The sequence below is a fragment of the Streptomyces sp. NPDC002092 genome, from assembly GCF_053593775.1.
On the sequence record NZ_JBSFDG010000009.1, the window covers coordinates 137,829 to 160,234 of the forward strand.

General features: G+C 69.8%; 24 protein-coding genes. 4 read left to right on the forward strand and 20 right to left on the reverse strand.

What is annotated here, in order from left to right:
• Window positions 1-70 precede the first annotated feature (70 nt).
• The 3 genes from ACWCRD_RS22005 to ACWCRD_RS22015 all read right to left on the reverse strand — a co-directional run bounded on the left by ACWCRD_RS22005 (window position 71) and on the right by ACWCRD_RS22015 (window position 5,277).
• Window positions 71-1,651, reverse strand: coding sequence for a TROVE domain-containing protein (locus ACWCRD_RS22005; protein ID WP_450967496.1), 1,581 nt, complete (start codon window positions 1,649-1,651; stop codon window positions 71-73).
• Between the two features lie 453 nt (window positions 1,652-2,104).
• Complete coding sequence (locus tag ACWCRD_RS22010; protein ID WP_450967497.1) at window positions 2,105-3,550, reverse strand: alkaline phosphatase PhoX; 1,446 nt, start codon at window positions 3,548-3,550, stop codon at window positions 2,105-2,107.
• Window positions 3,551-3,831: 281 nt separating this feature from the next.
• Window positions 3,832-5,277: a hypothetical protein gene (locus ACWCRD_RS22015; protein ID WP_450967498.1), complete on the reverse strand. Its 1,446-nt coding sequence runs from the start codon at window positions 5,275-5,277 to the stop codon at window positions 3,832-3,834.
• A gap of 279 nt (window positions 5,278-5,556) precedes the next feature.
• Here ACWCRD_RS22015 and ACWCRD_RS22020 point away from each other — a divergent pair, with 279 nt between their 5' ends.
• Complete coding sequence (locus ACWCRD_RS22020) at window positions 5,557-7,383, forward strand: endonuclease/exonuclease/phosphatase family protein (protein WP_450967499.1); 1,827 nt, start codon at window positions 5,557-5,559, stop codon at window positions 7,381-7,383.
• Between the two features lie 14 nt (window positions 7,384-7,397).
• Here the strand turns inward: ACWCRD_RS22020 and ACWCRD_RS22025 are convergent, their stop codons facing one another.
• From ACWCRD_RS22025 to ACWCRD_RS22050, 6 genes are all read right to left on the reverse strand, one after another.
• Window positions 7,398-8,132, reverse strand: coding sequence for an SRPBCC domain-containing protein (locus ACWCRD_RS22025; RefSeq protein ID WP_450967500.1), 735 nt, complete (start codon window positions 8,130-8,132; stop codon window positions 7,398-7,400).
• A 13-nt stretch (window positions 8,133-8,145) separates the two neighbouring features.
• A complete protein-coding gene (locus tag ACWCRD_RS22030; RefSeq protein ID WP_450967501.1) occupies window positions 8,146-8,742 on the reverse strand; it encodes an ArsR/SmtB family transcription factor in 597 nt (198 codons plus the stop codon).
• Window positions 8,743-8,831: 89 nt separating this feature from the next.
• Complete coding sequence (locus ACWCRD_RS22035; protein ID WP_450967502.1) at window positions 8,832-9,356, reverse strand: DUF3618 domain-containing protein; 525 nt, start codon at window positions 9,354-9,356, stop codon at window positions 8,832-8,834.
• Complete coding sequence (locus ACWCRD_RS22040) at window positions 9,353-9,772, reverse strand: phage holin family protein (RefSeq protein WP_450967503.1); 420 nt, start codon at window positions 9,770-9,772, stop codon at window positions 9,353-9,355. The genes ACWCRD_RS22035 and ACWCRD_RS22040 overlap by 4 nt, the downstream gene beginning before the upstream one ends.
• 72 nt (window positions 9,773-9,844) lie before the next feature.
• Window positions 9,845-10,537 (reverse strand): hypothetical protein, encoded by a 693-nt coding sequence (locus ACWCRD_RS22045; protein WP_450967504.1) that lies wholly within the window; start codon window positions 10,535-10,537, stop codon window positions 9,845-9,847.
• Complete coding sequence (locus tag ACWCRD_RS22050) at window positions 10,534-10,668, reverse strand: hypothetical protein (RefSeq protein WP_351469211.1); 135 nt, start codon at window positions 10,666-10,668, stop codon at window positions 10,534-10,536. Before ACWCRD_RS22050 ends, ACWCRD_RS22045 begins: the two co-directional genes overlap by 4 nt.
• A 176-nt stretch (window positions 10,669-10,844) precedes the next feature.
• Here ACWCRD_RS22050 and dapA point away from each other — a divergent pair, with 176 nt between their 5' ends.
• Both dapA and ACWCRD_RS22060 read left to right on the forward strand, forming a co-directional pair.
• Window positions 10,845-11,735: a 4-hydroxy-tetrahydrodipicolinate synthase gene (gene dapA, locus ACWCRD_RS22055; RefSeq protein WP_450967505.1), complete on the forward strand. Its 891-nt coding sequence runs from the start codon at window positions 10,845-10,847 to the stop codon at window positions 11,733-11,735.
• Between the two features lie 101 nt (window positions 11,736-11,836).
• Entirely contained in the window at window positions 11,837-12,340 is a 504-nt protein-coding gene (locus ACWCRD_RS22060; protein ID WP_450967506.1) for a hypothetical protein, read from the forward strand.
• A 54-nt stretch (window positions 12,341-12,394) separates the two neighbouring features.
• On the opposite strand, the gene dapD is transcribed toward ACWCRD_RS22060, so the two are convergent.
• From dapD to ACWCRD_RS22075, 3 genes are all read right to left on the reverse strand, one after another.
• On the reverse strand, window positions 12,395-13,384 hold the full coding sequence (gene dapD, locus ACWCRD_RS22065; RefSeq protein WP_450967507.1) for a 2,3,4,5-tetrahydropyridine-2,6-dicarboxylate N-succinyltransferase: 990 nt from the start codon (window positions 13,382-13,384) through the stop codon (window positions 12,395-12,397).
• A gap of 335 nt (window positions 13,385-13,719) precedes the next feature.
• Window positions 13,720-14,268, reverse strand: a complete 549-nt coding sequence (locus ACWCRD_RS22070; RefSeq protein ID WP_450967508.1) for a TetR/AcrR family transcriptional regulator — start codon at window positions 14,266-14,268, stop codon at window positions 13,720-13,722.
• Entirely contained in the window at window positions 14,268-14,588 is a 321-nt protein-coding gene (locus ACWCRD_RS22075) for a DMT family transporter (protein WP_450967509.1), read from the reverse strand. The genes ACWCRD_RS22070 and ACWCRD_RS22075 overlap by 1 nt, the downstream gene beginning before the upstream one ends.
• 224 nt (window positions 14,589-14,812) lie before the next feature.
• Here ACWCRD_RS22075 and ACWCRD_RS22080 point away from each other — a divergent pair, with 224 nt between their 5' ends.
• Window positions 14,813-15,643 (forward strand): AbfB domain-containing protein, encoded by an 831-nt coding sequence (locus ACWCRD_RS22080; RefSeq protein WP_450967510.1) that lies wholly within the window; start codon window positions 14,813-14,815, stop codon window positions 15,641-15,643.
• Window positions 15,644-15,709: 66 nt separating this feature from the next.
• Here the strand turns inward: ACWCRD_RS22080 and ACWCRD_RS22085 are convergent, their stop codons facing one another.
• Genes ACWCRD_RS22085 through ACWCRD_RS22120 form a run of 8 tightly spaced genes read right to left on the reverse strand, consistent with a single transcriptional unit; the run spans window position 15,710 to window position 22,283 of the window.
• Window positions 15,710-16,042 carry a metal-sulfur cluster assembly factor gene (locus ACWCRD_RS22085; protein ID WP_028809645.1) on the reverse strand — a complete coding sequence of 111 codons (333 nt, stop codon included), beginning with the start codon at window positions 16,040-16,042 and terminating at the stop codon, window positions 15,710-15,712.
• Entirely contained in the window at window positions 16,039-16,506 is a 468-nt protein-coding gene (gene sufU, locus ACWCRD_RS22090) for a Fe-S cluster assembly sulfur transfer protein SufU (RefSeq protein WP_030933411.1), read from the reverse strand. Before sufU ends, ACWCRD_RS22085 begins: the two co-directional genes overlap by 4 nt.
• An 18-nt stretch (window positions 16,507-16,524) precedes the next feature.
• A complete protein-coding gene (locus ACWCRD_RS22095; protein WP_450967511.1) occupies window positions 16,525-17,781 on the reverse strand; it encodes a cysteine desulfurase in 1,257 nt (418 codons plus the stop codon).
• Complete coding sequence (gene sufC, locus ACWCRD_RS22100; RefSeq protein ID WP_450761385.1) at window positions 17,778-18,542, reverse strand: Fe-S cluster assembly ATPase SufC; 765 nt, start codon at window positions 18,540-18,542, stop codon at window positions 17,778-17,780. The genes ACWCRD_RS22095 and sufC overlap by 4 nt, the downstream gene beginning before the upstream one ends.
• Window positions 18,543-18,550: 8 nt before the next feature.
• Window positions 18,551-18,868 carry a bifunctional 3-phenylpropionate/cinnamic acid dioxygenase ferredoxin subunit gene (locus tag ACWCRD_RS22105; protein WP_344403866.1) on the reverse strand — a complete coding sequence of 106 codons (318 nt, stop codon included), beginning with the start codon at window positions 18,866-18,868 and terminating at the stop codon, window positions 18,551-18,553.
• Window positions 18,865-20,055, reverse strand: a complete 1,191-nt coding sequence (gene sufD / locus ACWCRD_RS22110) for a Fe-S cluster assembly protein SufD (protein WP_450967512.1) — start codon at window positions 20,053-20,055, stop codon at window positions 18,865-18,867. Before sufD ends, ACWCRD_RS22105 begins: the two co-directional genes overlap by 4 nt.
• A 57-nt stretch (window positions 20,056-20,112) precedes the next feature.
• Complete coding sequence (gene sufB / locus ACWCRD_RS22115) at window positions 20,113-21,534, reverse strand: Fe-S cluster assembly protein SufB (protein WP_450967513.1); 1,422 nt, start codon at window positions 21,532-21,534, stop codon at window positions 20,113-20,115.
• On the reverse strand, window positions 21,531-22,283 hold the full coding sequence (locus tag ACWCRD_RS22120; protein ID WP_450967514.1) for a helix-turn-helix transcriptional regulator: 753 nt from the start codon (window positions 22,281-22,283) through the stop codon (window positions 21,531-21,533). Before ACWCRD_RS22120 ends, sufB begins: the two co-directional genes overlap by 4 nt.
• Window positions 22,284-22,406 lie beyond the last annotated feature (123 nt).

The following is a 22,406-nucleotide window of genomic DNA, read 5'->3' on the forward strand; positions in this document are numbered from 1 at the left end:
ATCCCGCGGACAAGAGTGCGGGCAGGGGTGTGGCCCGCACCCCGTAGAAGTGCGGGCCACACCTCCGTGCTCAGGCAGCCCAAGGCCAGTCGGCATCCCGAGCGCTCTCGAGCAGGGGCACCATCCGGAAAGCCGCGTCCGAGAGCCCCCCGAACGTGTGCCGGTTCGCCTTGCCCGACGGGCCGTGGCCCACCCGGTAGGCGGCGAGGTTCCAGGTGTACACCGGCACATGCGCCGGGACCTGCTCGGTCGGGTCGCCGTGGCGGCTGTACGTGTACTGCTCGTCGGTGACGATCAGCACCCGGTCCTGACCGCGGTAGTGCGCGCGGATCGCCGAGGTGGTGTCGGTGCCGCCGAGGTCGCCGAAGCGGCCGAGGATCTTCAGCACCGACTCGCCCTCGTCGAACGACAGCCGCCGGCTGGTGGTGCCGAACTCGACGAGGTCGGCGTCCTGCGCCCGCAGCGCGAGCGCCGTGCCGAAGATCGCCGCCGCGTCGGCCCGGTTGAGCTCCGAGCGGTCCGACAGCGGCGCCCACATCGAGCCGGAACGGTCGACGAGCACCAGCGTCCGGCCCGGCAGCGCGGGCACATTGGCCAGCGAGTGGCCGAGCGCCTGCTCCAGCGGGTACGACCAGCGCAGCGAGGGCGCGTGCTGGTACGCGGCGAGGTACCGGAAGGGGAACTGCCGCGAGCGCGCCACCTCCGCCGGGTCGCTGATGCGCGCGGCCACCTGGGCGGCCACCTTGTCACAGACGCCGGCCTGGTCGAAGTTCCGCAGGTTTCTCACGAGCGCCATGACCCCCATGGACGGGATCACGGCCTCCCAGGCCGCCTTGTCCATCGGACCCTGCAGCCACCCGGCCAGCGCCTCCCAGGTCATCCCGGCCGCGGCGAGCCGCTCAGCTCCGCCGCGCGAGGTCACGACCGCGCGTCGCTCGGCCACCGGCAGCGCCATCAGCTCACGGTGCGCGGTCAGCACACGGTTCGAGGCGGGCGGCACCGCGCTGTCCGGGTTGTGCCGGCGGTCGAGGGCGTACTGGAACAGCTCGCCCTGCCACGGCTTGTCCGGATCGGGCGCGGCGTGCACCAGGTTGAGGATGTCGCCGAAGCGGTAGCCCCTGGACGCGGTGTCGTACTTCAGCAGCGACTTGCCGCTGTAGAGGCGGCGCACGGCGTCGGCGATCCCGCGCTTGACGGGCTTGGGGACGCTGCGGCCGTACGTCGCGGTCCAGTACGCGAGCAGTTCGCCGGGCTCGTCGGGGCGCTGCAGTACGGAGGCGATGACCTGGCGGTTCGAGGGGCCGTCGGTGGCACCCGCGTCGAGGCGTGCCTTCACGTACTCGGCTGCGCCGACCAGCGAGGCCGTACGGATGTTGCCCTCCCCGCGCAGCCAGCCCAGCAGACCGGCGGTCCAGTTCGGGTCCTCGACGGCGAGCCGCCGTACGAGACGAGCGAAGCGGTCGTCGCGGTCGGCGCCGCTCTCGTAAAACGTCTGCTGCGACACGAAGTTGGCGATCGCGAGCAGAAAAAGCTCGGAGCGCTCGTCCCGCTCACGGCCGCGACCGCCCTCGTACGAACGGAGCACGCGCCCCGTCGAGGTGACACGCGAAGTGGGCTGCGCCCGCGCCGCCTTGGTGTTGAAACGTGCCATGGTGAATTCCCCCGAATTCGTTTCCGTTTCGGAGGGAGGCACAGCAAAAGGAAGGTGTCCGAGGTCGAAGTCGACTGCGGTGCTTATCAACTGGCGCGTCTTCCGTTCCGCCACACCGGCCGTGAGCCGATGACGGGATTCGAACCCGCAAGAGGGTTTCCCCCCACCAGTCCCCTGAAGTATCCGCTGCCTGCGCACCGGGCACCCACCTTGAGCTGCGCCTCCCCGAGATCAAAAGGTTCGCACCGGGAGGTGCATGAAGTTGTGGTGTCCAGAGTTCAAGGTCGGCGGAACCGACGTAGGTGCTCTAACCCCTGAGCTACACCGGCTCGTTGTACCGGTGGCGGGACTCGAACCCGCGGCCGCCCCATTATGAGTGGAAGTAGGTCCTGCCTTCGCACCTGGACGTTCATCACTCTAAGAGGCGTACCGCGGGACGAGCGACCGAATTAATCACCCGCGCTTCTGGCGCTTCCAGGGCCCCGTGATCGCCAGCATGATCCCCGGCTCCTGAATGTTGGCGAACAGCGTGCTGCCGTCGGGCGAGAAGGTGACACCCGTGAACTCGCTGTATTCGGGCTCCTCTTCGGTGCCGATGTTGAGTTCGTTGCGGGCGATCGGGTACGTGCGGCCGCTGTCCGTCGCGCCGAACAGGTGCTGGAGGCCCTCGCCGTCCTCGGCGATGACCAGGCCGCCGTACGGGGAGACGGTGATGTTGTCCGGGCCGTCGAAGTCGCCCTCGGCGGAGGGGTCGGGGTTGACGCCGAGCAGGACCTTCAGGGTGAGGGTGCGGCGCTTGGGGTCGTAGAACCAGACGGCGCCGTCGTGCTGCACGGGGCTCTCGTCACGGGCGTAGGAGGAGACGACGTAGGCGCCGCCGTCGCCCCACCACATGCCTTCGAGCTTGCGGGCGCGGGTGATCTGGCCGGTGGTGAACTGCTTGCGGACGGGGGTCGTCCGCGCGTCGCGGTCGGGGACGTCGACCCAGTCGACGCCGTACACGGTGCCGATCTTCGTGGCGCGGGAGAGGTCGTCGACGAACTTGCCGCCGGAGTCGAAGCACTTGAAGGCCTGGAGGACACCGGCGTCGTCGGCGAGGGTGCGCAGCTTGCCGCGTCCGTGGCAGAAGCCCTCCGGCGGGGTCCAGCGGTAGAGGAGGCCGTTGGGGGTCGACGCGTCCTCGGTGAGGTAGAGGTGGCCGCGCTTGGGGTCGACGACGACCGCCTCGTGGGCGTAGCGGCCCAGCGCCTTGATGGGCTTGGGGTCGCGGTTGGCGCGGCGGTCGGAGGGGTCGACCTCGAAGACGTAGCCGTGGTCCTTGGTCATGCCGTTCTGGCCGGCCTTGTCCTCGGTCTCCTCGCAGGTGAGCCAGGTGCCCCAAGGGGTGTTGCCGCCCGCGCAGTTGGTGGAGGTGCCGGCGATGCCGACCCACTCGGCGACATGGTCGCGGCGCACCTCGACGACCGTGCAGCCGCCGGATGCGGCGGGGTCGTAGACGAGGCCCTCGGTGAGCGGGACGGGGTGCGGCCAGTTGGCCCGCGGGCCCTTCAGCTCGTGGTTGTTGACGAGGAGGGTGGCGCCGCGGGGGCCTGCGAAGGTGGAGGTGCCGTCGTGGTTGGAGGGGGTGAACTCGCCCGACTCCAGCTTGGTCCTGCCGCTGTAGGTGATGATCCGGTACTTGAAGCCGGCGGGGAGGGCGAGGATGCCGTCCGGGTCGGGGATCAGCGGTCCGTAGCCGACGCCGCCGTGTGCGCCGGCCGACTCCTCGCCCGCTTCCTCTGTGTCCGTGGACGCAAGGGCGCCCGGGGCGGTGGCGAGGGCGCCGACGCTGCCCGCCAGTGCGACACCGGCACCGGTGATCGCGGATTTTCTGGCGAAGTCCCTGCGGGTGAGCGACATGGTGTCTCCTGTGACGGTGGGTGTGCCGTGGAGGGTGGCGGACCTCGGGTCGGCGCCACCGTTTCGCCCGTGCCTGAACGGGAGTTGAACACCGGCCGACGCCTAGAGGTCCTCTTCCATGAATCCGCATGCCGCAGACCACGGAACTCAAAAGAACCTTGTCAACGGGTAATCCTCACCCGTTCACGTCCGGCGGCCGGATCGCGGGCACCGCTGCCAGGCCGGAACGGCCGCGGCCCGCACCGGTGGTGCGGGCCGCGGCCGTTCAACCCTCTTCCTGTTCAACCTCCGTGCTGCGACCGCGCCTTGAACGCCGCCTTCCGCGCTTCCTTCGCGATCCGCTTGTCGGGGTGCAGCCGCCCCATGGCCTCCAGTACGTCCGCCGTGGCGGGGTGCTCGACCCGCCAGGCCGCTGCGAAGAAGCTGCCGTGCTGGGCGGCCAACCCCTGTACCAGCGCCCGGAGTTCCTCGGAGTTGCCCTCGGCGGCCAACTGGGCGGCGATGGTGTCGATGGTGAGCCAGAAGATCATCTTCTCGGACGGGGCCGGCACGTCCGGTGCGCCGTGCTCGGTCAGCCAGACGCGGGCGAGTCCGCCCAGCTCCGGGTCGTCGAGGACTTCGCGCAGTGCGGGTTCGGCGTCGGTGCCGACGAGGGACAGCGCCTGCTGGCAGCGCAGCCGGCGCAGGGGCGCCCCGGTGTCCGCCCCGCGCGCCGCCGCCAGCAACTCCCGTGCGGCGGTGAGGGGTTCACGGCGGGCCAGCCACTGTTCGGTCTCGGCCTGTGCCGCGGCCTGGGGGAAGGTGGCCGTGCCGTCGAGCAGCGCGTCGGCGCCCTTGTCCACGAGGTCGCCGACCGCGGGCGCCGTAAGTCCGGCCTCCAGCAGCCGCGCCCGCAGCCCGTACAGGCCGAGCGGGGTCAGCCGGACCATGCCGTAGCGCGAGACGTCGGTGTCGTCGGCCCGGGCGGCGGGTTCCGCGGCAGCGTCCTCGGGCTCCGCCATCAGCGCCTCGTCGACCGGCTGGTACTCGACGAGTCCCACCGGCTCCAGCAGCCGGAACTGGTCGTCGAGCCGCATCATCGCGTCGGAGACCTGCTCCAGGACGTCGTTGGTGGGCTCCCCCATGTCGTTGGGCACGATCATGGACGCGGCGAGGGCGGGCAGCGGAACGGGTCCGTCGCCGGGGCCGTCCTCGCTGACGGTGAGCAGGTACAGGTTGCCGAGGACGCCGTCGAGGAACTCGGCCTCCGCCTCCGGGTCCCACTCCAGCCGGGAGAAGTCGATCTCGCCGGTCTCGTCGAGGGCGCCTTCCAGGTCGTCCAGGTCGGGGACGCTGGCGTCGGCGAGCACCGTCTCCAGTGCCTCCTGCCACACGCCCAGCACCTCGTGCGGCGAGCCCTGGGTGAGCAGTGCCAGATCCTGCCCGGCGGCGACGGTGCCCTCGTCGTCATCTTCGGAGTCCACGATCTCGACGAGCCCGGTGTCCACGGCGACCCGCCAGGCCTCGCTCGCGAGGGCCGCGGCGTCGTCCCCGCTCAGCCCGAGCAGCTCGGCGGCGGCCGGCAGCTGTTCCTCGACGAGCCCGCCCCCGGCGTCGATCCGGGTGTCCGGCCCCGCCCAGCGGGCGAGCCGGGCGGCCCGGGAGAGCAGCGGTGTGGCCAACGCGGCCCGCGCCAGCTCCGCTTCGGGATGCAGCCGCACCGGCGGCAGGGGGGAGCTGTCTGACATCGGCTGGTTCTCCTCGGGCGTGTCGTACCACTCAACCGCTCAGCCTAGACGGATTTCCACCCATGCCGCCCGGTTCATCTCCCGGCCCCCGTCCGTACATGGCCGAAACCTTGACAACTGGCGTGCGTACGCAGGAGATTGACGCGCGTAGAAACGAAGCGGACACATGTTCACTGTATTTTCTACGCGCGTCGCCACCGCCCCACCGGTCGCGGCCTCGGACCGTCCCACGCACCACCCTCGTCCCGGCGCCCACGCACGTCCCCGGAGGGATCTACGTTGCCGAGCAAGTCTTCCGCGCGTCTCGCCGCGCTCACCGTCGCCGCCGTCTGTTCCGCGGCGTCCGCCGTAGTCCTGACTTCTCCCGCGCACGCCGACTCCGTGCGCATCCATGACATCCAGGGCACTACGCGCATTTCTCCGTACGCCGGCCAGAAGGTCACCGACGTGGCCGGAATTGTCACCGGCGTGCGCACCTACGGCTCCTCCAGAGGCTTCTGGATCCAGGATCCGAACCCGGATGACAACCCGGCCACCAGTGAGGGCATATTCGTCTTCACCAGCTCCACCCCGAAGGCCGCCGTCGGTGACTCCGTCACGGTCACCGGCACGGTCTCCGAGTACGTCCCGGGTGGCGCCTCGTCCGGCAACCAGTCGGTCACCGAGATCACCAAGCCGACCGTCACCACCGTCTCCACCGGCAACGCGGTGCCGGCCCCGACGGTGATCGACGCGAAGTCGGTGCCCGCGCTGTACACCCCGGCGGGCGACACCGCCGCGAACGGCTCGATCAACGGCCTGGCGCTGCAGCCGTCGACGTACGCCCTGGACTACTACGAGTCCCTGGAGGGCATGAACGTCCAGGTCGCCGACGCGCGCGTGGTCACGGCCACCGACCCGTACTCCGAGCTGTGGGTCACGGTGAAGCCGCATGAGCACCGGACCCCCAGCGGCGGCACGCTCTACGGCTCCTACGAGTCGCAGAACACCGGCCGGCTGCAGATCCAGTCGCTGGGTTCGACGGCCGACTTCCCGAAGGCGAACGTCGGCGACTCGCTGACCGGCACCACGACAGGACCGCTGGACTTCAACCAGTTCGGCGGCTACACCCTGGTCGCAGGTCAGCTGGGGACGCTGAAGAGCGGCGGTCTGCAGCGGGAGACGACGCAGAAGCAGTCGCGCGGCGAGCTGGCGGTCGCGACGTACAACGTCGAGAACCTCGACCCGTCCGACAAGACCTTCGACGCGCACGCCGCCGCGATCGTGAACAACCTGCAGTCGCCCGACATCGTGTCCCTGGAGGAGATCCAGGACAACAACGGCGCGACGGACGACGGCACGGTCGACGCGAGCCAGACGGTGAACAAGCTGATCGACGCGATCGTAGCGGCGGGCGGCCCGAAGTACGACTGGCGCTCGATCAACCCGGTCAACGACCAGGACGGCGGCGAGCCCGGCGGCAACATCCGCCAGGTGTTCCTCTTCAACCCGGAGCGGGTCTCCTTCACGGACCGCGCGGGCGGCGACTCCACCACCGCGGTCGGCGTCACCAAGGTGCACGGCAAGGCGCAGCTGACGGCCTCCCCCGGCCGCATCGACCCGGCGAACGACGCCTGGAAGTCCAGCCGCAAGCCGCTCGCCGGCGAGTTCGTCTTCCATGGCCGCACGGTCTTCGTGATCGCCAACCACCTGAACTCGAAGGGCGGCGACCAGGGGCTGACCTCGCAGTACCAGCCCCCGACGCGCAGCTCGGAGACCCAGCGCCACGCCCAGGCGACGCTGGTCAACGCGTTCGTCAAGAGCATCCTGGACGTCCAGAAGAACGCGGACGTGATCGCGCTCGGCGACATGAACGACTTCGAGTTCTCCGACACCGCGAAGATCCTGGAGGGTGACGGCGAGCTCTGGTCGGCGATCAAGTCGCTGCCGAAGAACGAGCGTTACACCTACGACTACCAGGGCAACCAGCAGGTCCTGGACCAGATCCTGATCAGCCCGTCGATCCGGCGGTCCTGCAAGTTCGAGTACGACAGCGTGCACGTCAACTCGGAGTTCAACGACCAGATCAGCGACCACGACCCGCAGGTGCTGCGCTTCCGCCCGTAAGGGGCGAGCCCTGCTCAGGACTGGCTGAACACGCCGTTCAGCCAGTCCTGCCAGGCGGCCTCGCACTCCTTGATGTCGGCGTCCGGGGTGAAGTCGTGCAGAGAGATGCCGACCCGGTGCCCCCAGTGGTTGCGCCCGAAGAAGCGGGTGAGGCCGCGGTCCGTGCGCAGCCCGATGAAATACGGGTTGCGGAAGTCGACCACGGCGTCGAACTCGTCGGGCCCCCGGACCGTCACCCGGGTGCCGGCGGTCACGTCCTCGCCGACACCGAGCGCCCGCCCGACGACGGCGAGGGCGTCGGCGGCCTCCGAGGCCTCGGGCCCGTCGAAGGTGGCGAAGGCGGCCGGCCGGGGCGCGAAGTGGACCAGGTACTCGCGCAGGGTGTGCAGATAGAAGTCGGTGTGCTTGGCGGCACCGTCGTACTGGTTGTCCCAGTCGTCGACGAAGATGCCGCTGTGCACGTACCGCACCCAGGCCCGGCGCCCCTCGTCCCGCGGCTCGATCGTGTAGTCGAGCTGGTTGAGGGTCTGCTCGGCGATGCCCTCGACGTCCCCGACGCGGTTGGTGTAGCGGTGCGGCGGGTCCCAGGCGATGACCTCGGACCCGAAGGGTCCCTTGCCGCCGACGCGGGGCTCGGGCGGCTCCATCGGCCACAGGTACCCGCCGGTCCCGGTGGTGATCGCCTCCCACACCTCCTCGGGAGTGGCGTCGACCTCGAACTCGCGGGCGATCTCGAATTCCTTGGACATGGTGGGCTCCTGCCTAGTCCTGCTCGGTTGCCTTGGGGGTGGGATGGACGGCCACGACGATCCGGTGGTCACGCCCACCCTCGGCGTCGGGCGCGTCGTACTTGCGGATCAGCGCGCTGATGCCGGCCGTCAACTCCTGGACGAACGCGGCCCGTTCGGCGGCCGAGGCGAAGCGCACCTCGCCGTCGAGGGCATACGTGGCCAGCCGCTTGCGGGCCTTCGCGGCACCGGTGATCAGCGAGCCGACGTCCCGCACCAGCCGGGCGCCGAGCGCCAGCAGCCACCGCGCGGACAGCTGGTCCCGGAACCGGTCCGGGTCCGGCTGTACGGCGGCGAGCGCGAGCGGCGAGATGACGTACGAGGCCGCGGTGGCCTGCATCAGCCGCTCGGTGACATTGCCCTTGCGGCGCTCCCCGGCCAGCTCGACCAGGCCGTGCCGCTCCAGCGCCTTGAGGTGGTAGTTCACCTTCTGCCGCGGCAGGCCGACCCGGCCGGCCAGCATCGCCGCCGACGCGGGTCCGGCCGCCAGCTCGGCGAGCAGCCTGGCCCTGACGGGGTCCAGGGAGACGGCGGCGGCCTCGGGGTCCTCGATGACGGTGACGTCCAGCATGCGTCCACCGTCCCACCGAAAACTTTTTTTGTCCAGGAGACTGAGGTTTTCGGTGGGACGGTGTCAGAGTCAGAGGCAGGAGCGATCTGCTACCGCTTGGGGTACCTCCAGCCCACCACCACGACGAAGGCCAGCGCCGCCCCGATGGCCAGCGCGGGCCCCGGATGCCGTACCGCCGCCCTGACGACGGGGCCGGCGGGCCAGGGGACGTCGTGCTCCGCCCTGTGCTGCAGCGTGTGCCCCGTCCGGGTGGCCCTGTCCTGGGCGGCGTGGCCCGCCGTCAGGGCTCGGTCCTGCACCTGGTGACCGGCCCTCGTCGCCCTGTCCTGCACCTGGTGGCCCGCCTGCGTGGCCCGGTCGTGCACCTTGTGGCCGGTCTGCGTGGCCCGGTCCTGGACCGCATGGCCGGCGTGCGCGGCCGTGCTGCGCAGTTGCACGGTCATGGCGCTCGCCTTGTCCTTGAGGTCGGCCGCCCGGGCCCTGGCACGTCCCTTCACATCCATCTTCTCCGCCAACTCCTCCACTGTTTCGCCCAGTTGACTGCGCGTCTGCTCGATCTGCCGCCTCAGCTCATCGGGTCCCTTGGCGCCGGTCGGCCCTGCCTTGTCCGTCATCGGTGCGCCCTTTCCCTGATCTCCTCGACATCGGCACGGACGCTCACGAGGGTCTCCTCGGGCGTCGGCGGTGCGGCGCGGCGCAGCTGGGCGCGGCCGGTCAGGGCCAGCAGGCCCGCGATCACGAACAGCACGGCGGTCACGATGAGCGCCGCAGCCCAGACCGACAGCACCAGCGAGAGGGCGGCTACGCCCGTGCCGGCCAGGGCGAGCAGACCGGCGTAGGCGAACGCGCCCGCGGCGCCGAGCAGTCCGCCGCCTCGCCCGGCGCGCCTGCCTTTCGCGGACAGCTCCTCCTTGGCGAGGGCCACTTCCTGTCGTACGAGCCGGGATAGCTGTTCGGTGGCCTGTCCGACGAGCTCGCCCACCGAGCGGTGCCCGTCGCGCACCGGATGGGGGTGCATGGTCCCGGTCACGGGGTCGCCTCCTCTCGCGTTCCTCTCGGCTTCCTCCGTTCGGAACACTCCGGGTACCCCTGCCGACCTTCGCTACCCCTGCCGGCCACCGCCCGGCCCGCGCTCGCCGAGCCGGCCGAGCTGGGTCTGGAACCAGTCGAGGCGGGCCTGCAACAGGGCTGCCTCGGCGACGAGTTCGGGCACCCCGAGCCCCTCGGGCACCGCGAGGTCCGCCGCCGCCGGCGCGGCGCCGCTGCCCGCCACCACCCGCAGCCCCTCCCCGGCCAGCCGCGCGAAGGAGGCGAGCGAGACGGACGTACGGCCGCGGACGCAGCCCGCGCAGGAGGGGGCCTGCCCGAGCCAGCCTGGCCGGCCCCAGCCCGCGTCGGCCAGGGCGGTGGCGACCGCGCCGCACGCGCAGGGGCCGACCGTAGCGGTCCGCACCCGCTGGCGGGCGTAGCGGAAGCCCCGCTCGAAGCGGATGTAGCGGCCGAGGACCAGGACCTCCAGCAGGACGGCCGCCCGGTGCTCGGCCGTGCACCGCAGCGCCTCGGCCGCCGTGCGGTCTTGCACGCAGTGGAAGCCGCAGTCACAGCGGCGGTGCGGTGCCCGGTGGCGCAGACCGTAGACACAGGACGCGTCGGCCAGGACTCCGTACGGCAGCGCGCCGCCCAGCGACACACCGGTGAACCCGGCCCGGGTGCCGTCCTGGGACAGCACCGGGTGGGCGATCTTGTATCCGGTCGGCGGCTCCGTCGGGCGTTCCTCCGGAAGCCGCAGTCTCATCGGGCCGCCGGAACCTCTTCGCGCGCGGACGCCTCGACGTCCTGGGTCTCCTCGGGCAGTTCGAGCTCTTCCTCATGGGTCTGCGGCTGTTCCTCCGCGACTCCGGTGGCCAGTGCCTTACCGAGCTTCATGACGCCTCCATGGGCCGATGCCGATGACCGTCACGACCATGCTGACCCATGGCGGGCGAAATGGACATAGGGCCTGGATGACGTGGGGCCTGGCCGGTCGCACCACAGCAACGCTTATCAATATCTCGTAGAAGAATTAAGTGGAGCTTCACTGTCGATCGGCCGAGACTGAGAGCATGACGACTACCGCCCCCTTCGGCCGGGCCCTCTGCGCGATGATCACCCCCTTCACCGAGGAGGGCGCGCTCGATCTCGACGGGGCGCAGCGGCTCGCCGACCACCTGGTCTCGCGGGGGTGCGACGGTCTGGTGCTCTCCGGTACGACGGGCGAGTCGCCGACCACCACGGACGCCGAGAAGGCGGCACTGGTCGAGGCGGTGCGGGAGGCGGTGGGCGGCCGGGCGTCGGTCGTGGCGGGCGTCGGCACCTTCGACACCCGGCACACCGTGGAACTCGCGCGGGAGGCCGAAAAGGCGGGCGCGGACGGCGTGCTGGTGGTCAGCCCGTACTACAGCCGGCCCCCGCAGGACGCGCTGGAGGAGCACTTCCGGACCGTCGCGGACGCCTCCGGGCTGCCGGTCGTGCTGTACGACATCCCGGGCCGCACCGGCACCCGCATCGAGTCCGACACGATGATCCGGCTCGCCGAGCACCCCCGGATCGTGGCGGTCAAGGACTGCTCCTACGACTTCCTCGCCGCCCAGAAGGTGCTCTCCCGCACGGAGTTGGCGTACTACGCGGGCTGCGACGAACACAACCTGGCGCTGTACGCGGTGGGCGGCGCCGGATACATCAGCACCGTCGCGAACGTCGTACCGTCCGAACTCCGTGCCGTGCTGGACGCGTTCGAGGCGGGCGACACACCCGGGTCCGCCCGCCTCCAGCAACGCGCCACGCCGCTCATCGAGTTGATGATGTCGGCCGGTCTGCCCGGGACCGTCACCACGAAGGCGCTCCTCAACGAGCTCGGCCTGCCGGCGGGAACCGTCCGTGCCCCGCTGCGGCCCGCAGGCCGCGAGACGGTCGACGGGCTGCTGGCGGCCTACGAGGAGCTCACGGCCGGGTGACCGGTCAGGGCTGGGCGAGGATCGGCTGCCAGCGCCCGGCAGGGCTTTCGACAAGGAGGCTTTCCGGCAGCCGTACAGCCCTTGTGCCGTACGTTGTTGCTGTGAGCCGCCCCCTGCTGTTCCTCGACGTCGACGGCCCGCTCAACCCTTGGGCCGCAAAGCCCGAACGCCGCCCGGAGGGCTATACGACGATCCGGGTGGCCCTGCACCCCGGCCGGGCCCTGCGGGTGTGGCTGAACCCGTCCCACGGCCCGGCACTGCTCTCCCTCGACTACGACCTCTGCTGGGCCACAACCTGGATGGACGCCGCCAACCGCTGGATCGCCCCGGTCGTCGGCCTGCCCGAGCTGCCGTACGTGGACTTCGGCGCGGGCCTGTTCGCGCTCCGGCCCGACGGGGTGCACTGGAAGACGGAGGCGATCGTGGCGTACGCCGAGGGCCGCCCCTTCGCCTGGGTCGACGACGAACAGAGCCAGGCGGACGAGGAGTACGTGCGAGCCCACCACCCGGGCCCCGCGTTCCTGCACCACGTCGACCCGCGGCTCGGCCTGCGGGAGGACGACTTCGCGGCGCTGGCTGAGTTCGCGGCGCGGCCCGGACCATGAGCGAGCGCCCTCCCGCGCTGGGCGGAAGAGCGCTCACCGGGACGCCGGGCGGCGTCAGTTGTGGCTGTGCAGGATCTCGTTCAGACCGCCCCAGACCGCATTGTTCGGGCGGGCCTCGACCGTGCCGGTGACCGAGTTGCGGCGGAAGAGGATGTTGGAGGCACCGGAGAGCTCGCGGGCCTTAACGATCTGCCCGTCGGGCATGGTGACGCGGGTGCCCGCGGTGACGTACAGCCCGGCCTCGACGACGCACTCGTCGCCGAGCGCGATGCCGACGCCCGCCTCGGCGCCGATCAGGCAGCGCTCGCCGATGGTGATGCGGACGTTGCCGCCGCCCGAGAGCGTCCCCATGGTGGAGGCGCCGCCGCCGATGTCGGAGCCGTCGCCGATCACGACACCCGCGGAGATGCGGCCCTCGACCATCGACGTGCCGAGCGTGCCGGCGTTGAAGTTGACGAAGCCCTCGTGCATGACGGTGGTGCCCGCGGCGAGGTGCGCACCGAGCCGCACCCGGTCGGCGTCGGCGATGCGGACGCCCTTGGGGGCTACGTAGTCCGTCATGCGCGGGAACTTGTCGACGGAGGTCACCTGGAGGTGCAGGCCCTCGGCGCGGGCGTTGAGCCGTACCTTCTCGATCTCGTCGACGGCGACCGGGCCGAGCGAGGTCCAGGCGACGTTGGGCAGCAGGCCGAAGATGCCGTCGAGGCTCTGCCCGTGCGGCTGGACCAGGCGGTGCGAGAGCAGGTGCAGCCGCAGGTAGGCGTCGTGCGTGTCGATCGGCTTCTCGCCGAGCGAGGAGATGACCGTGCGCACCGCGACGACCTCGACACCGCGGCGGGCGTCCGTCCCGATCGCCTTCGCCGCACCGTCCCCGAGCAGCTCCACGGCCTTCTCGGCGGACAGCCGCTCGGTCCCGGCCGGACCGGCCTCCTCGCTCAGCGCGGGCGCGGGGAACCAGGTGTCGAGAACAGTGCCGTCAGCGGCGATCGTGGCGAGCCCGGCGGCCACGGCGCCGGTGGTACGAGGAGCAGTCGTGTCGGTCATGAGGGCAACCTAACCGCCCACCCCCTGCCCAGGCCAACCGATGGCACCCCCGTCTCAGCCAACGGGCGGCCGCTCCCTCCAGCCCCTCTCGAACGACAGGCCCCCGCCCCGCCTCCGCCGACGCGCGGCGCCCAATCCAACCAATCCAGCCCGTCCGGCGTTTGAGGACGAGACCGTTCAGGCCGAAGGGGGTCTGGGGGCGGCCCCAGTGGGGTCGAAGCCGGTCCGCTGGAGTCGGCCGCCGTCGGCGGCTGCCGCGGCGTCGAATTCGACGCCACCCTCCGCAGGGGTACCACGGGACACCGGCTTCGGCGCCGGCACCCCGACGAACACGTTCATGAACCGGGCCGGGGGATCATCCGCGCCAGCACCTCGCGCGCGTACTCCTCGTCGTAGGGCACCCCCGTCAGCAGTACCTGCAGACAGATGCCGTCCATCAGCGCGACCAGCGCCCGGGCCGTCACCGGGTCGGTGTGCCGGGCGATCTGCCGGGCGACGTCCTCGGCCCATTCGGCGGCCACCGGGCGCAGGGCGGGGCGGCGCAGGGCGGCGAGATAGAGCTCGTACTCCAGCTCCACGCCGGTACGGTCGCCCGCGAGCCACTCGCCCAGGCAGCCCGCCAGTTCGGCGGCGAGGTCCGGCCGCGGATCCTCCAGGCCGCCGCGCGAGGTGACCACCTTGGCGAAGCCCTCGCTCGCCTGCCTCAGGGCAGCGACCATCAGCTCGTCGAGGGTCTTGAAGTGGTACGTCGTCGAGCCGAGCGGCACGTCGGCCTCGGCGGCGGCGGAGCGGTGGCTCAACCCGGTCAGGCCTTTCTCGCCCACCACCCGGATCGCCGCGTCGATGATCCGCTGCCGCCGGTCGGGGTCGTAGCGGCGGGCCATCAGTGCGCGCCTCCCAGGTTGAGCACGACGACCCCCACGATGATCAGACCGATCCCCACGGCCTTCGGGACGGTCATCCCCTCGCCGAGACAGAGGATGCCGATGGCCACGATGGCCGCGGTGCCGAGGCCGGCCCAGATCGCGTAGGCCGTGCCGACCGACATCGTCTTCAGCGTCTGGGCGAGCAGCCAGAAGGAGACGCCGTATCCGGCGAGCGTCAGCACGGAGGGCCACAGCCGGCTGAAGCCGTGGCTGAACTTCATGGCGGTGGTACCGCCCACCTCGGCGGCGATGGCCGCGAGGAGCATCAGGAATGCCATGTGTACGAGCGTACACAATGATGCGTACGTCCGTACACAACGGCACGCCGACGCCGAGGGATGCGTAGTGCCGCATTCCGGATGAGGAGGTTCAACCTTCATGGAAATCGCTCGCTTAAACGACTCCCCGCGGTCTCTTCACTCCACTAGGGTTTCACCGCTCACTCACCTCACCCTCACCTCATCCCCGGCCGCCGCCTCGGGCGCCGCTGGAGGAACAGCGCATGCCAGAAACCACCCCCGAGCCGCCCCGGAACCAGCCCTGGGAGAACGGCTGGGCCCCCGACACCTCCCGCGCCCCGGGAACCCGAAGACTCTGGCTGGCCGGCGCGCTGGCCCTGTCGACGATCGTCGCGTGCGCCACGGCGATAGCCGTGATGGACAGGGACTCCGACCGCCCGTCACGGGCGTCCGGGATCCCGTCGTCGGCCGTCGCCGAAACGCCCCCCGGACTGATCTCCTTCGCCACCCCGTCCACAAACGGGATCACGACGCCCGCCGGAAAGAGCGGCCCGTCGTCCGCGCAGACCAGTACGTCCCCCTCGCCCAGTCCGCACGATTCGGCGGCCGGTAGCAGCGAGCCGTCCAAATCGCCCGATACCCATGCGAGTTCGCCGACCCACTCGAAGCCGTCGGCCCTCTACGGATCCATGCAGTCGGTGAACTATCCCGACCGCTACTGGCATGTGAGCGGCGACTACGTGAAGCTCGACCCGCCGGCCGGCTCGGAGTCCCGCCAGGACTCCACCTTCAAGGTGGTCAAGGGCCTGGCGGACAGCTCCTGCTATTCCTTCGCCACACACGACGGCAAGTACCTGCGCCACCGCAACTTCCTGCTCCGCGACGAACCGGACGACGGCTCCTACGTCTTCAAGCAGGACGCCACCTTCTGCCCCCGGGCGTCGGCGTACTCGGGAGCGGTGATGCTGGAGTCGGTGAACTATCCGGGCCGGTTCCTGCGGCACCAGAACTTCCAGCTGAAGCTGGATCCGTTCCAGAACAGCTCGTTGTATCTGGCAGACTCGGCGTTCCGGTTCGTGGCCGGGCTGGCCTGACCCGAGGACACGACAACGGCGACGCCCTCAGGGCGTCGCCGTTGTCGTTCAAGCAGCGGGTGGACCTCAGACGTTGAAGCCGAGCGCCCGCAGCTGCTCGCGTCCGTCGTCCGTGATCTTGTCGGGGCCCCACGGCGGCATCCACACCCAGTTGATGCGCAGCTCGCTGACGAGGCCGTCCGTGGCGGACTTGGCCTGGTCCTCGATGACATCCGTCAGCGGACAGGCCGCCGAGGTCAGGGTCATGTCGAGGGTCGCGATGTTCGCGTCGTCGATGTGGATGCCGTAGATCAGGCCGAGGTTGACGACGTCGATGCCCAGCTCGGGGTCGACGACGTCGTACAGCGCCTCACGGACCTCTTCCTCCGAGGCCGGCTTCATCTCAACGGTCTCGCTCATGCCGTCTTCCTTTCGGCGTCGGCTCCGCCCAGGGCCTGGGCCGTCGCGTCCTTCCACGCCATCCAGCTGAGGAGGGCGCACTTGACCCGGGCCGGGTACTTGGAGACACCGGCGAACGCGACCGCGTCCTCCAGCACCTCCTCCATCGCGTCGTCCGGCTCGATCCGGCCCTTGGACTGCATCAGCTCCAGGAAGGTCTCCTGGATCTTCTGGGCGTCCGCCAGGTCCTTGCCGACCAGCAGTTCGTTCAGGACGGAGGCCGAGGCCTGGCTGATCGAGCAGCCCTGACCCTCGTAGGAGACGTCCTCGATCTTCGTGCCGTCGTACTTCACGCGCAGGGTGATCTCGTCGCCGCACGTCGGGTTCACGTGGTGCACCTCGGCGTCGCCATCCCGAAGACCACGCCCGTGCGGGTTCTTGTAGTGGTCCAGGATGACTTCCTGGTACATCGAGTCCAGCTTCACTGTCTCAGCTCACGTCCCTCAGCCGAAGAAGTTCCGTACGTGCTCCAGCCCCTCGACCAGTGCGTCGATCTCGGCCGGCGTGGAGTACAGATAGAACGACGCTCGCGTGGTCGCAGGAATTCCGTAGCGCAGGCACACAGGGCGTGCGCAGTGGTGGCCGACGCGGACCGCGATGCCCTGCTCGTCGAGGACCTGGCCCACGTCGTGCGGGTGGATGTCGCCGAGCGTGAAGGAGATCGCCGCGCCGCGGTCCTCGGCCGTGGTCGGGCCGATGATCCGCAGGTCCGGGACCTCGCCCAGCCGCTTCACCGCGTACTCGGTGAGGGCGTGCTCATGGGCCAGGATCTTGTCCATGCCGATCGACTGCAGATAGTCGATCGCCGCTCCGAGACCCACCGCCTGCGCGATCGGCGGGGTGCCCGCCTCGAACTTGTGCGGGGCGGGAGCGTACGTCGACGAGTGCATCGACACGGTCTCGATCATCTCGCCGCCGCCGAGGAACGGCGGCAGGTCCTCAAGGAGTTCCTGCCGGCCCCACAGGACACCGATGCCGGTCGGGCCGCACATCTTGTGGCCGGTGAAGGCCACGAAGTCGGCCTGCAGCGACTGGACGTCCAGCGGCATGTGCGGGGCGGCCTGCGAGGCGTCGATGCAGACCAGCGCACCGACCTCCTGGGCGCGGCGGACTATCGCCTCGACCGGGTTGACCGTGCCGAGGATGTTCGACACCAGCACGAAGGAGACGATCTTCGTCTTCTCGGTGATGATCTCGTCGATGTTGGAGAGGTCGAGGCGGCCGTCGTCGGTCAGGCCGAACCACTTCAGCTTCGCGCCCGTGCGCTGCGCGAGCAGCTGCCACGGCACGATGTTGGAGTGGTGCTCCATCTCCGTGATGACGATCTCGGTCTCGTGGTCCACGCGGTAGGGCTCGTCGGCCCAGCCCAGCATGTTCGCCACGAGGTTGAGCGACTCCGAGGCGTTCTTGGTGAAGATCACCTCGTCGCGGCTGGGCGCGTTGATGAACGACGCGACCTTGTCCCGCGCGCCCTCGTACAGCGCCGTGGCCTCCTCGGCGAGCACATGCACACCGCGGTGGACGTTGGCGTTGTAGCGCTCGTAGTACTCGTTCAGGGCGTCCAGCACCTGGCGCGGCTTCTGCGAGGTCGCCGCGTTGTCCAGGTACACGAGCTTCTGCCCGTCGTGGACCTGGCGGTCCAGGATGGGGAAGTCCTTGCGGATCGCCTCAGTGTCGAGGAGGCCCGGCAGCTGGGTCACTCGGATGCGCCACCCTTCGTGTATGCCTCGTAGCCCTCGTTCTCCAGCTTGTCGGCGAGCTCGGCACCGCCGGACTCGACGATCTTGCCGCCGGCGAACACGTGGACGTGGTCGGGCTTGATGTAGCGCAGGATGCGCGTGTAGTGCGTGATCAGCAGGGTGCCGACCTCGCCGGTCTCGCGGACGCGGTTGACGCCCTCGGAGACGACCCGGAGCGCGTCGACGTCGAGGCCGGAGTCGGTCTCGTCGAGGATCGCGATCTTCGGCTTGAGCAGTTCGAGCTGGAGGATCTCGTGGCGCTTCTTCTCACCGCCGGAGAAGCCCTCGTTGACATTGCGCTCGGCGAAGGACGGGTCCATGGAGAGGCGCTCCATGGTCTCCTTGACCTCCTTCACCCAGGTACGCAGCTTGGGGGCCTCGCCGCGGATGGCCGTGGCGGACGTACGGAGGAAGTTCGACACGGAGACGCCGGGAACCTCGACCGGGTACTGCATCGCGAGGAACAGGCCCGCACGCGCGCGCTCGTCGACGGACATCTCCAGGACGTCCTCGCCGTCGAGGGTGACGGTGCCGCCGGTGATCGTGTACTTGGGGTGGCCCGCGAGGGAGTAGGCGAGGGTCGACTTGCCGGAGCCGTTGGGGCCCATGATGGCGTGCGTCTCGCCCTGCTTCACGGTCAGGTCGACGCCCTTGAGGATCTCCTTCGTGGCGTTGTCGGCCTCGACGGTGACGTGCAGGTCGCGGATTTCAAGCGTTGCCATGGATTGCCTCAGGACTCCTGGTTGAGGGAGACGAGCACGTCGTCCCCTTCGATCTTTACGGGGTATACGGGGACGGGGCGCGTCGCGGGCAGGCCGGACGGCTTGCCGGTGCGCAGGTCGAAGCTGGAGCCGTGCAGCCAGCACTCGATCTGGCAGTCCTCCACCTCGCCCTCGGAGAGCGAGACGTTCGCGTGCGAGCAGATGTCGTGGATCGCGAACACCTCGCCCTCGGTCTGCACGACCGAGATGGGCGTGCCGTCGAGTTCCACCCGCTTCGGGGTGTCCTCCTCCAGCTCGCTCACCGCACAGGCGCGTACGAAGGTCATCGGCCCGATCCAGACACAGTCTCCAGCTCCTCGTCGATCTTCTCGAGCAGCCGGGCCTGGATGTCGTCGACGCCGATCTGCTGGACCAGCTCGGCGAAGAAGCCGCGGACCACCAGGCGGCGGGCCTCGTCGGCGGGGATGCCGCGGGCCATCAGGTAGAAGAGCTGCTCGTCGTCGAAGCGGCCGGTGGCGGAGGCGTGGCCGGCCCCGACGATCTCGCCGGTCTCGATCTCGAGGTTGGGCACGGAGTCGACCCGGGCGCCGTCCGTGAGGACGAGGTTGCGGTTCATCTCGTACGTGTCCGTGCCCTCGGCCTTGGCCTCGATGAGGACGTCGCCGATCCACACCGCGTGGGCGCCCTCGCCCTGCAGCGCGCCCTTGTAGACGACGTTGGACTTGCAGTGCGGGACGTTGTGGTCGACCAGGAGGCGGTGCTCCTGGTGCTGGTCGGCGTCCGTGAAGTACAGCCCGAACAGCTCGGCCTCGCCGCCGGTGCCGGCGTAGGAGACGCGCGGGTGCAGCCGTACGACGTCGCCGCCGAAGGTGACCACGACCGACTTGAAGCTGGCGTCGCGCCCGATGAGGGCGTTGTGCTGGGCCACGTGCACGGCCTTGTCGTCCCAGTCCTGGACGGAGACGACGGTCAGCTTGGCGCCGTCGCCCAGGATGTAGTCGACGTTGGCCGCGAGGACCGCGTCACCGGTGTGGTCGATGACGACGACGGCCTCGGCGAAGGCTCCGAGCTCCACGACCTGGTGGCCGAAGCGGACCCCGCCCTCGCCGTGCACGGCGATGCGGATCGGCTCGGTGAGCACCGTCTCCTTGGGGACGGTGACCACGCCGGCCTTCTCGAACGCCGAGTACGCCTGGGCGGCGATGCGGTCCACCGGGGTGCCGGCCTTGCCGATCCGGGCGTCGCCGCGGTCGACGGTCTCGACGATGACGCCCTCGGGGGCCTCGACCGCGACCTTCACCTCGCCGGTCGCGACGGCGGTGCCGTCGTGCAGCCCGCGCAGGCGCTCCAGCGGGGTGAACCGCCACTCCTCCTCGCGGCCGTGCGGGACCGGGAAGTCCGCGACGTCGAAGGACGGCGGCGCGCTCATGCGCGTGGCGACGGTCGACTCGGCGGCCACCGCGATCTGGCCCGCGGTGGTGGACCCCACGGGGATGTTCTGAGCCTCAGCCATGGCTGTCGGTCTGCTCGCTTTCTTACGTGAGTGGCTTGATGGGGACGGCAGTTGGCGTCAGCCGACCGCGCCTTCCATCTGGAGCTCGATCAGCCGGTTGAGTTCCAGCGCGTATTCCATGGGCAGCTCCTTCGCGATGGGCTCGACGAAGCCGCGCACGATCATCGCCATCGCCTCGAACTCGCTCAGACCACGGCTCATCAGGTAGAAGAGCTGGTCCTCGGAGACCTTGGAGACGGTGGCCTCGTGGCCCATGGACACGTCGTCCTCACGCACGTCCACGTAGGGGTACGTGTCGGAGCGGGAGATGGTGTCGACGAGCAGCGCGTCGCACAGCACGTTCGACTTGGATCCGGCGGCGCCCTCACCGATCTCGACCAGACCGCGGTAGGAGGTACGGCCACCGCCACGCGCCACGGACTTCGAGACGATGTTGGAGGAGGTGTTCGGCGCCATGTGGACCATCTTGGAGCCGGCGTCCTGGTGCTGGCCCTCGCCGGCGAAGGCGATGGAGAGGGTCTCGCCCTTGGCGTGCTCGCCCATCAGGTAGACGGCCGGGTACTTCATCGTCACCTTGGAGCCGATGTTGCCGTCGATCCACTCCATGGTCGCGCCCTCGTACGCCACGGCGCGCTTGGTGACCAGGTTGTAGACGTTGTTCGACCAGTTCTGGATGGTCGTGTAGCGGCAGCGGGCGCCCTTCTTCACGATGATCTCGACGACCGCGGAGTGCAGCGAGTCCGACTTGTAGATCGGAGCCGTACAGCCCTCGACGTAGTGGACGTAGGCGTCCTCGTCGACGATGATCAGCGTCCGCTCGAACTGGCCCATGTTCTCCGTGTTGATGCGGAAGTAGGCCTGGAGCGGGATCTCCACGTGCACGCCCTTCGGCACGTAGATGAAGGAGCCGCCGGACCACACGGCGGTGTTCAGCGACGCGAACTTGTTGTCGCCGACCGGGATGACCGTCCCGAAGTACTCCTTGAAGAGCTCGGGGTGCTCCTTCAGGGCGGTGTCGGTGTCCAGGAAGATGACGCCCTGCTCCTCCAGGTCCTCGCGGATCTGGTGGTAGACGACCTCGGACTCGTACTGGGCCGCGACACCGGCGACGAGGCGCTGCTTCTCCGCCTCGGGGATGCCGAGCTTGTCGTACGTGTTCTTGATGTCCTCGGGCAGGTCCTCCCAGGACTCCGCCTGCTTCTCCGTGGAGCGCACGAAGTACTTGATGTTGTCGAAGTCGATGCCGGAGAGGTCGGAGCCCCAGTTCGGCATGGGCTTCTTCTCGAACAGGCGCAGCCCCTTGAGACGGAGCTTGGTCATCCACTCCGGCTCGTTCTTCTTCGCGGAGATGTCCCGGACGACGTCCTCGTTGATGCCTCGCTTGGCAGAGGCACCGGCCACGTCGGAGTCGGCCCAGCCGTATTCGTAGTTGCCCAGACCATCGAGCTCAGGGTGGGCAGTCTCCGTGGGGAGAGTCATGCGGGGTTCCTCCCGGCCGTGCTTGCGGTTGCGTTATGAGTAGCTTTGGAAATCTTTGGGATGAACGTCGTGCAGACGCCGTCGCCGTGCGCGATGGTCGCCAGCCGCTGGACGTGCGTACCGAGCAGCTGGGAGAAGATCTCGGTCTCCGCCTCGCACAGCTGCGGGAACTTCTCCGCGACATGGGCCACCGGGCAGTGGTGCTGGCAGAGCTGCTCACCTTTTTGCGGGAGGGGGGCGCTGCGCGCCGTAGCAGCGTACCCGTCCGCGCTCAGGGCCTTGGCCAGGGCTTCGGTGCGCTGCTCGGGGGCGGCGGCCTCGATCGCCTTGCGGTAGGCGGCGGCCTGCTCGGCGATCCTCGCGCGCGCGAAGGCCACCACCGCCTCGTCCCCGCCGAAGCGCTCCTGGATCCAGCGCAGGGCGTCCGCGGCGAGCTTGTCGTAGGACTGGTCGAAGGCGTCACGGCCGCAGTCGGTCAGCGCGAACACCTTGGCGGGCCGGCCGCGCGTACGCGCGCCGTACACCCGCTGCTCCCGCGCCTGGACGACGTCGTCCGCGACCAGCGCGTCCAGATGCCGTCGTACCGCCGCGGGGGTGAGCCCGAGGCGCCCGGCCAGCTCGGTGACGGTCGACGGCCCGTGGTCCAGGATCGACCGCGCGACGCGGTTGCGCGTGGAGCGCTCACCGGTCGCGTGCTCTTCCTGGTGCGACCCCGTGGGGGTCTCCAGAGCCTCGCCGACGTTTTTCACAACGCCATTGTTGCGTAATTCCTCAGGACCGGGCAAGCCGCGTCCCGGCAGCTGGACGGTGCCCTGCGTCACTTAGGCACCCCTAACCTGACCTGCGGAAACGATCTTTGATCGATCAGAGCC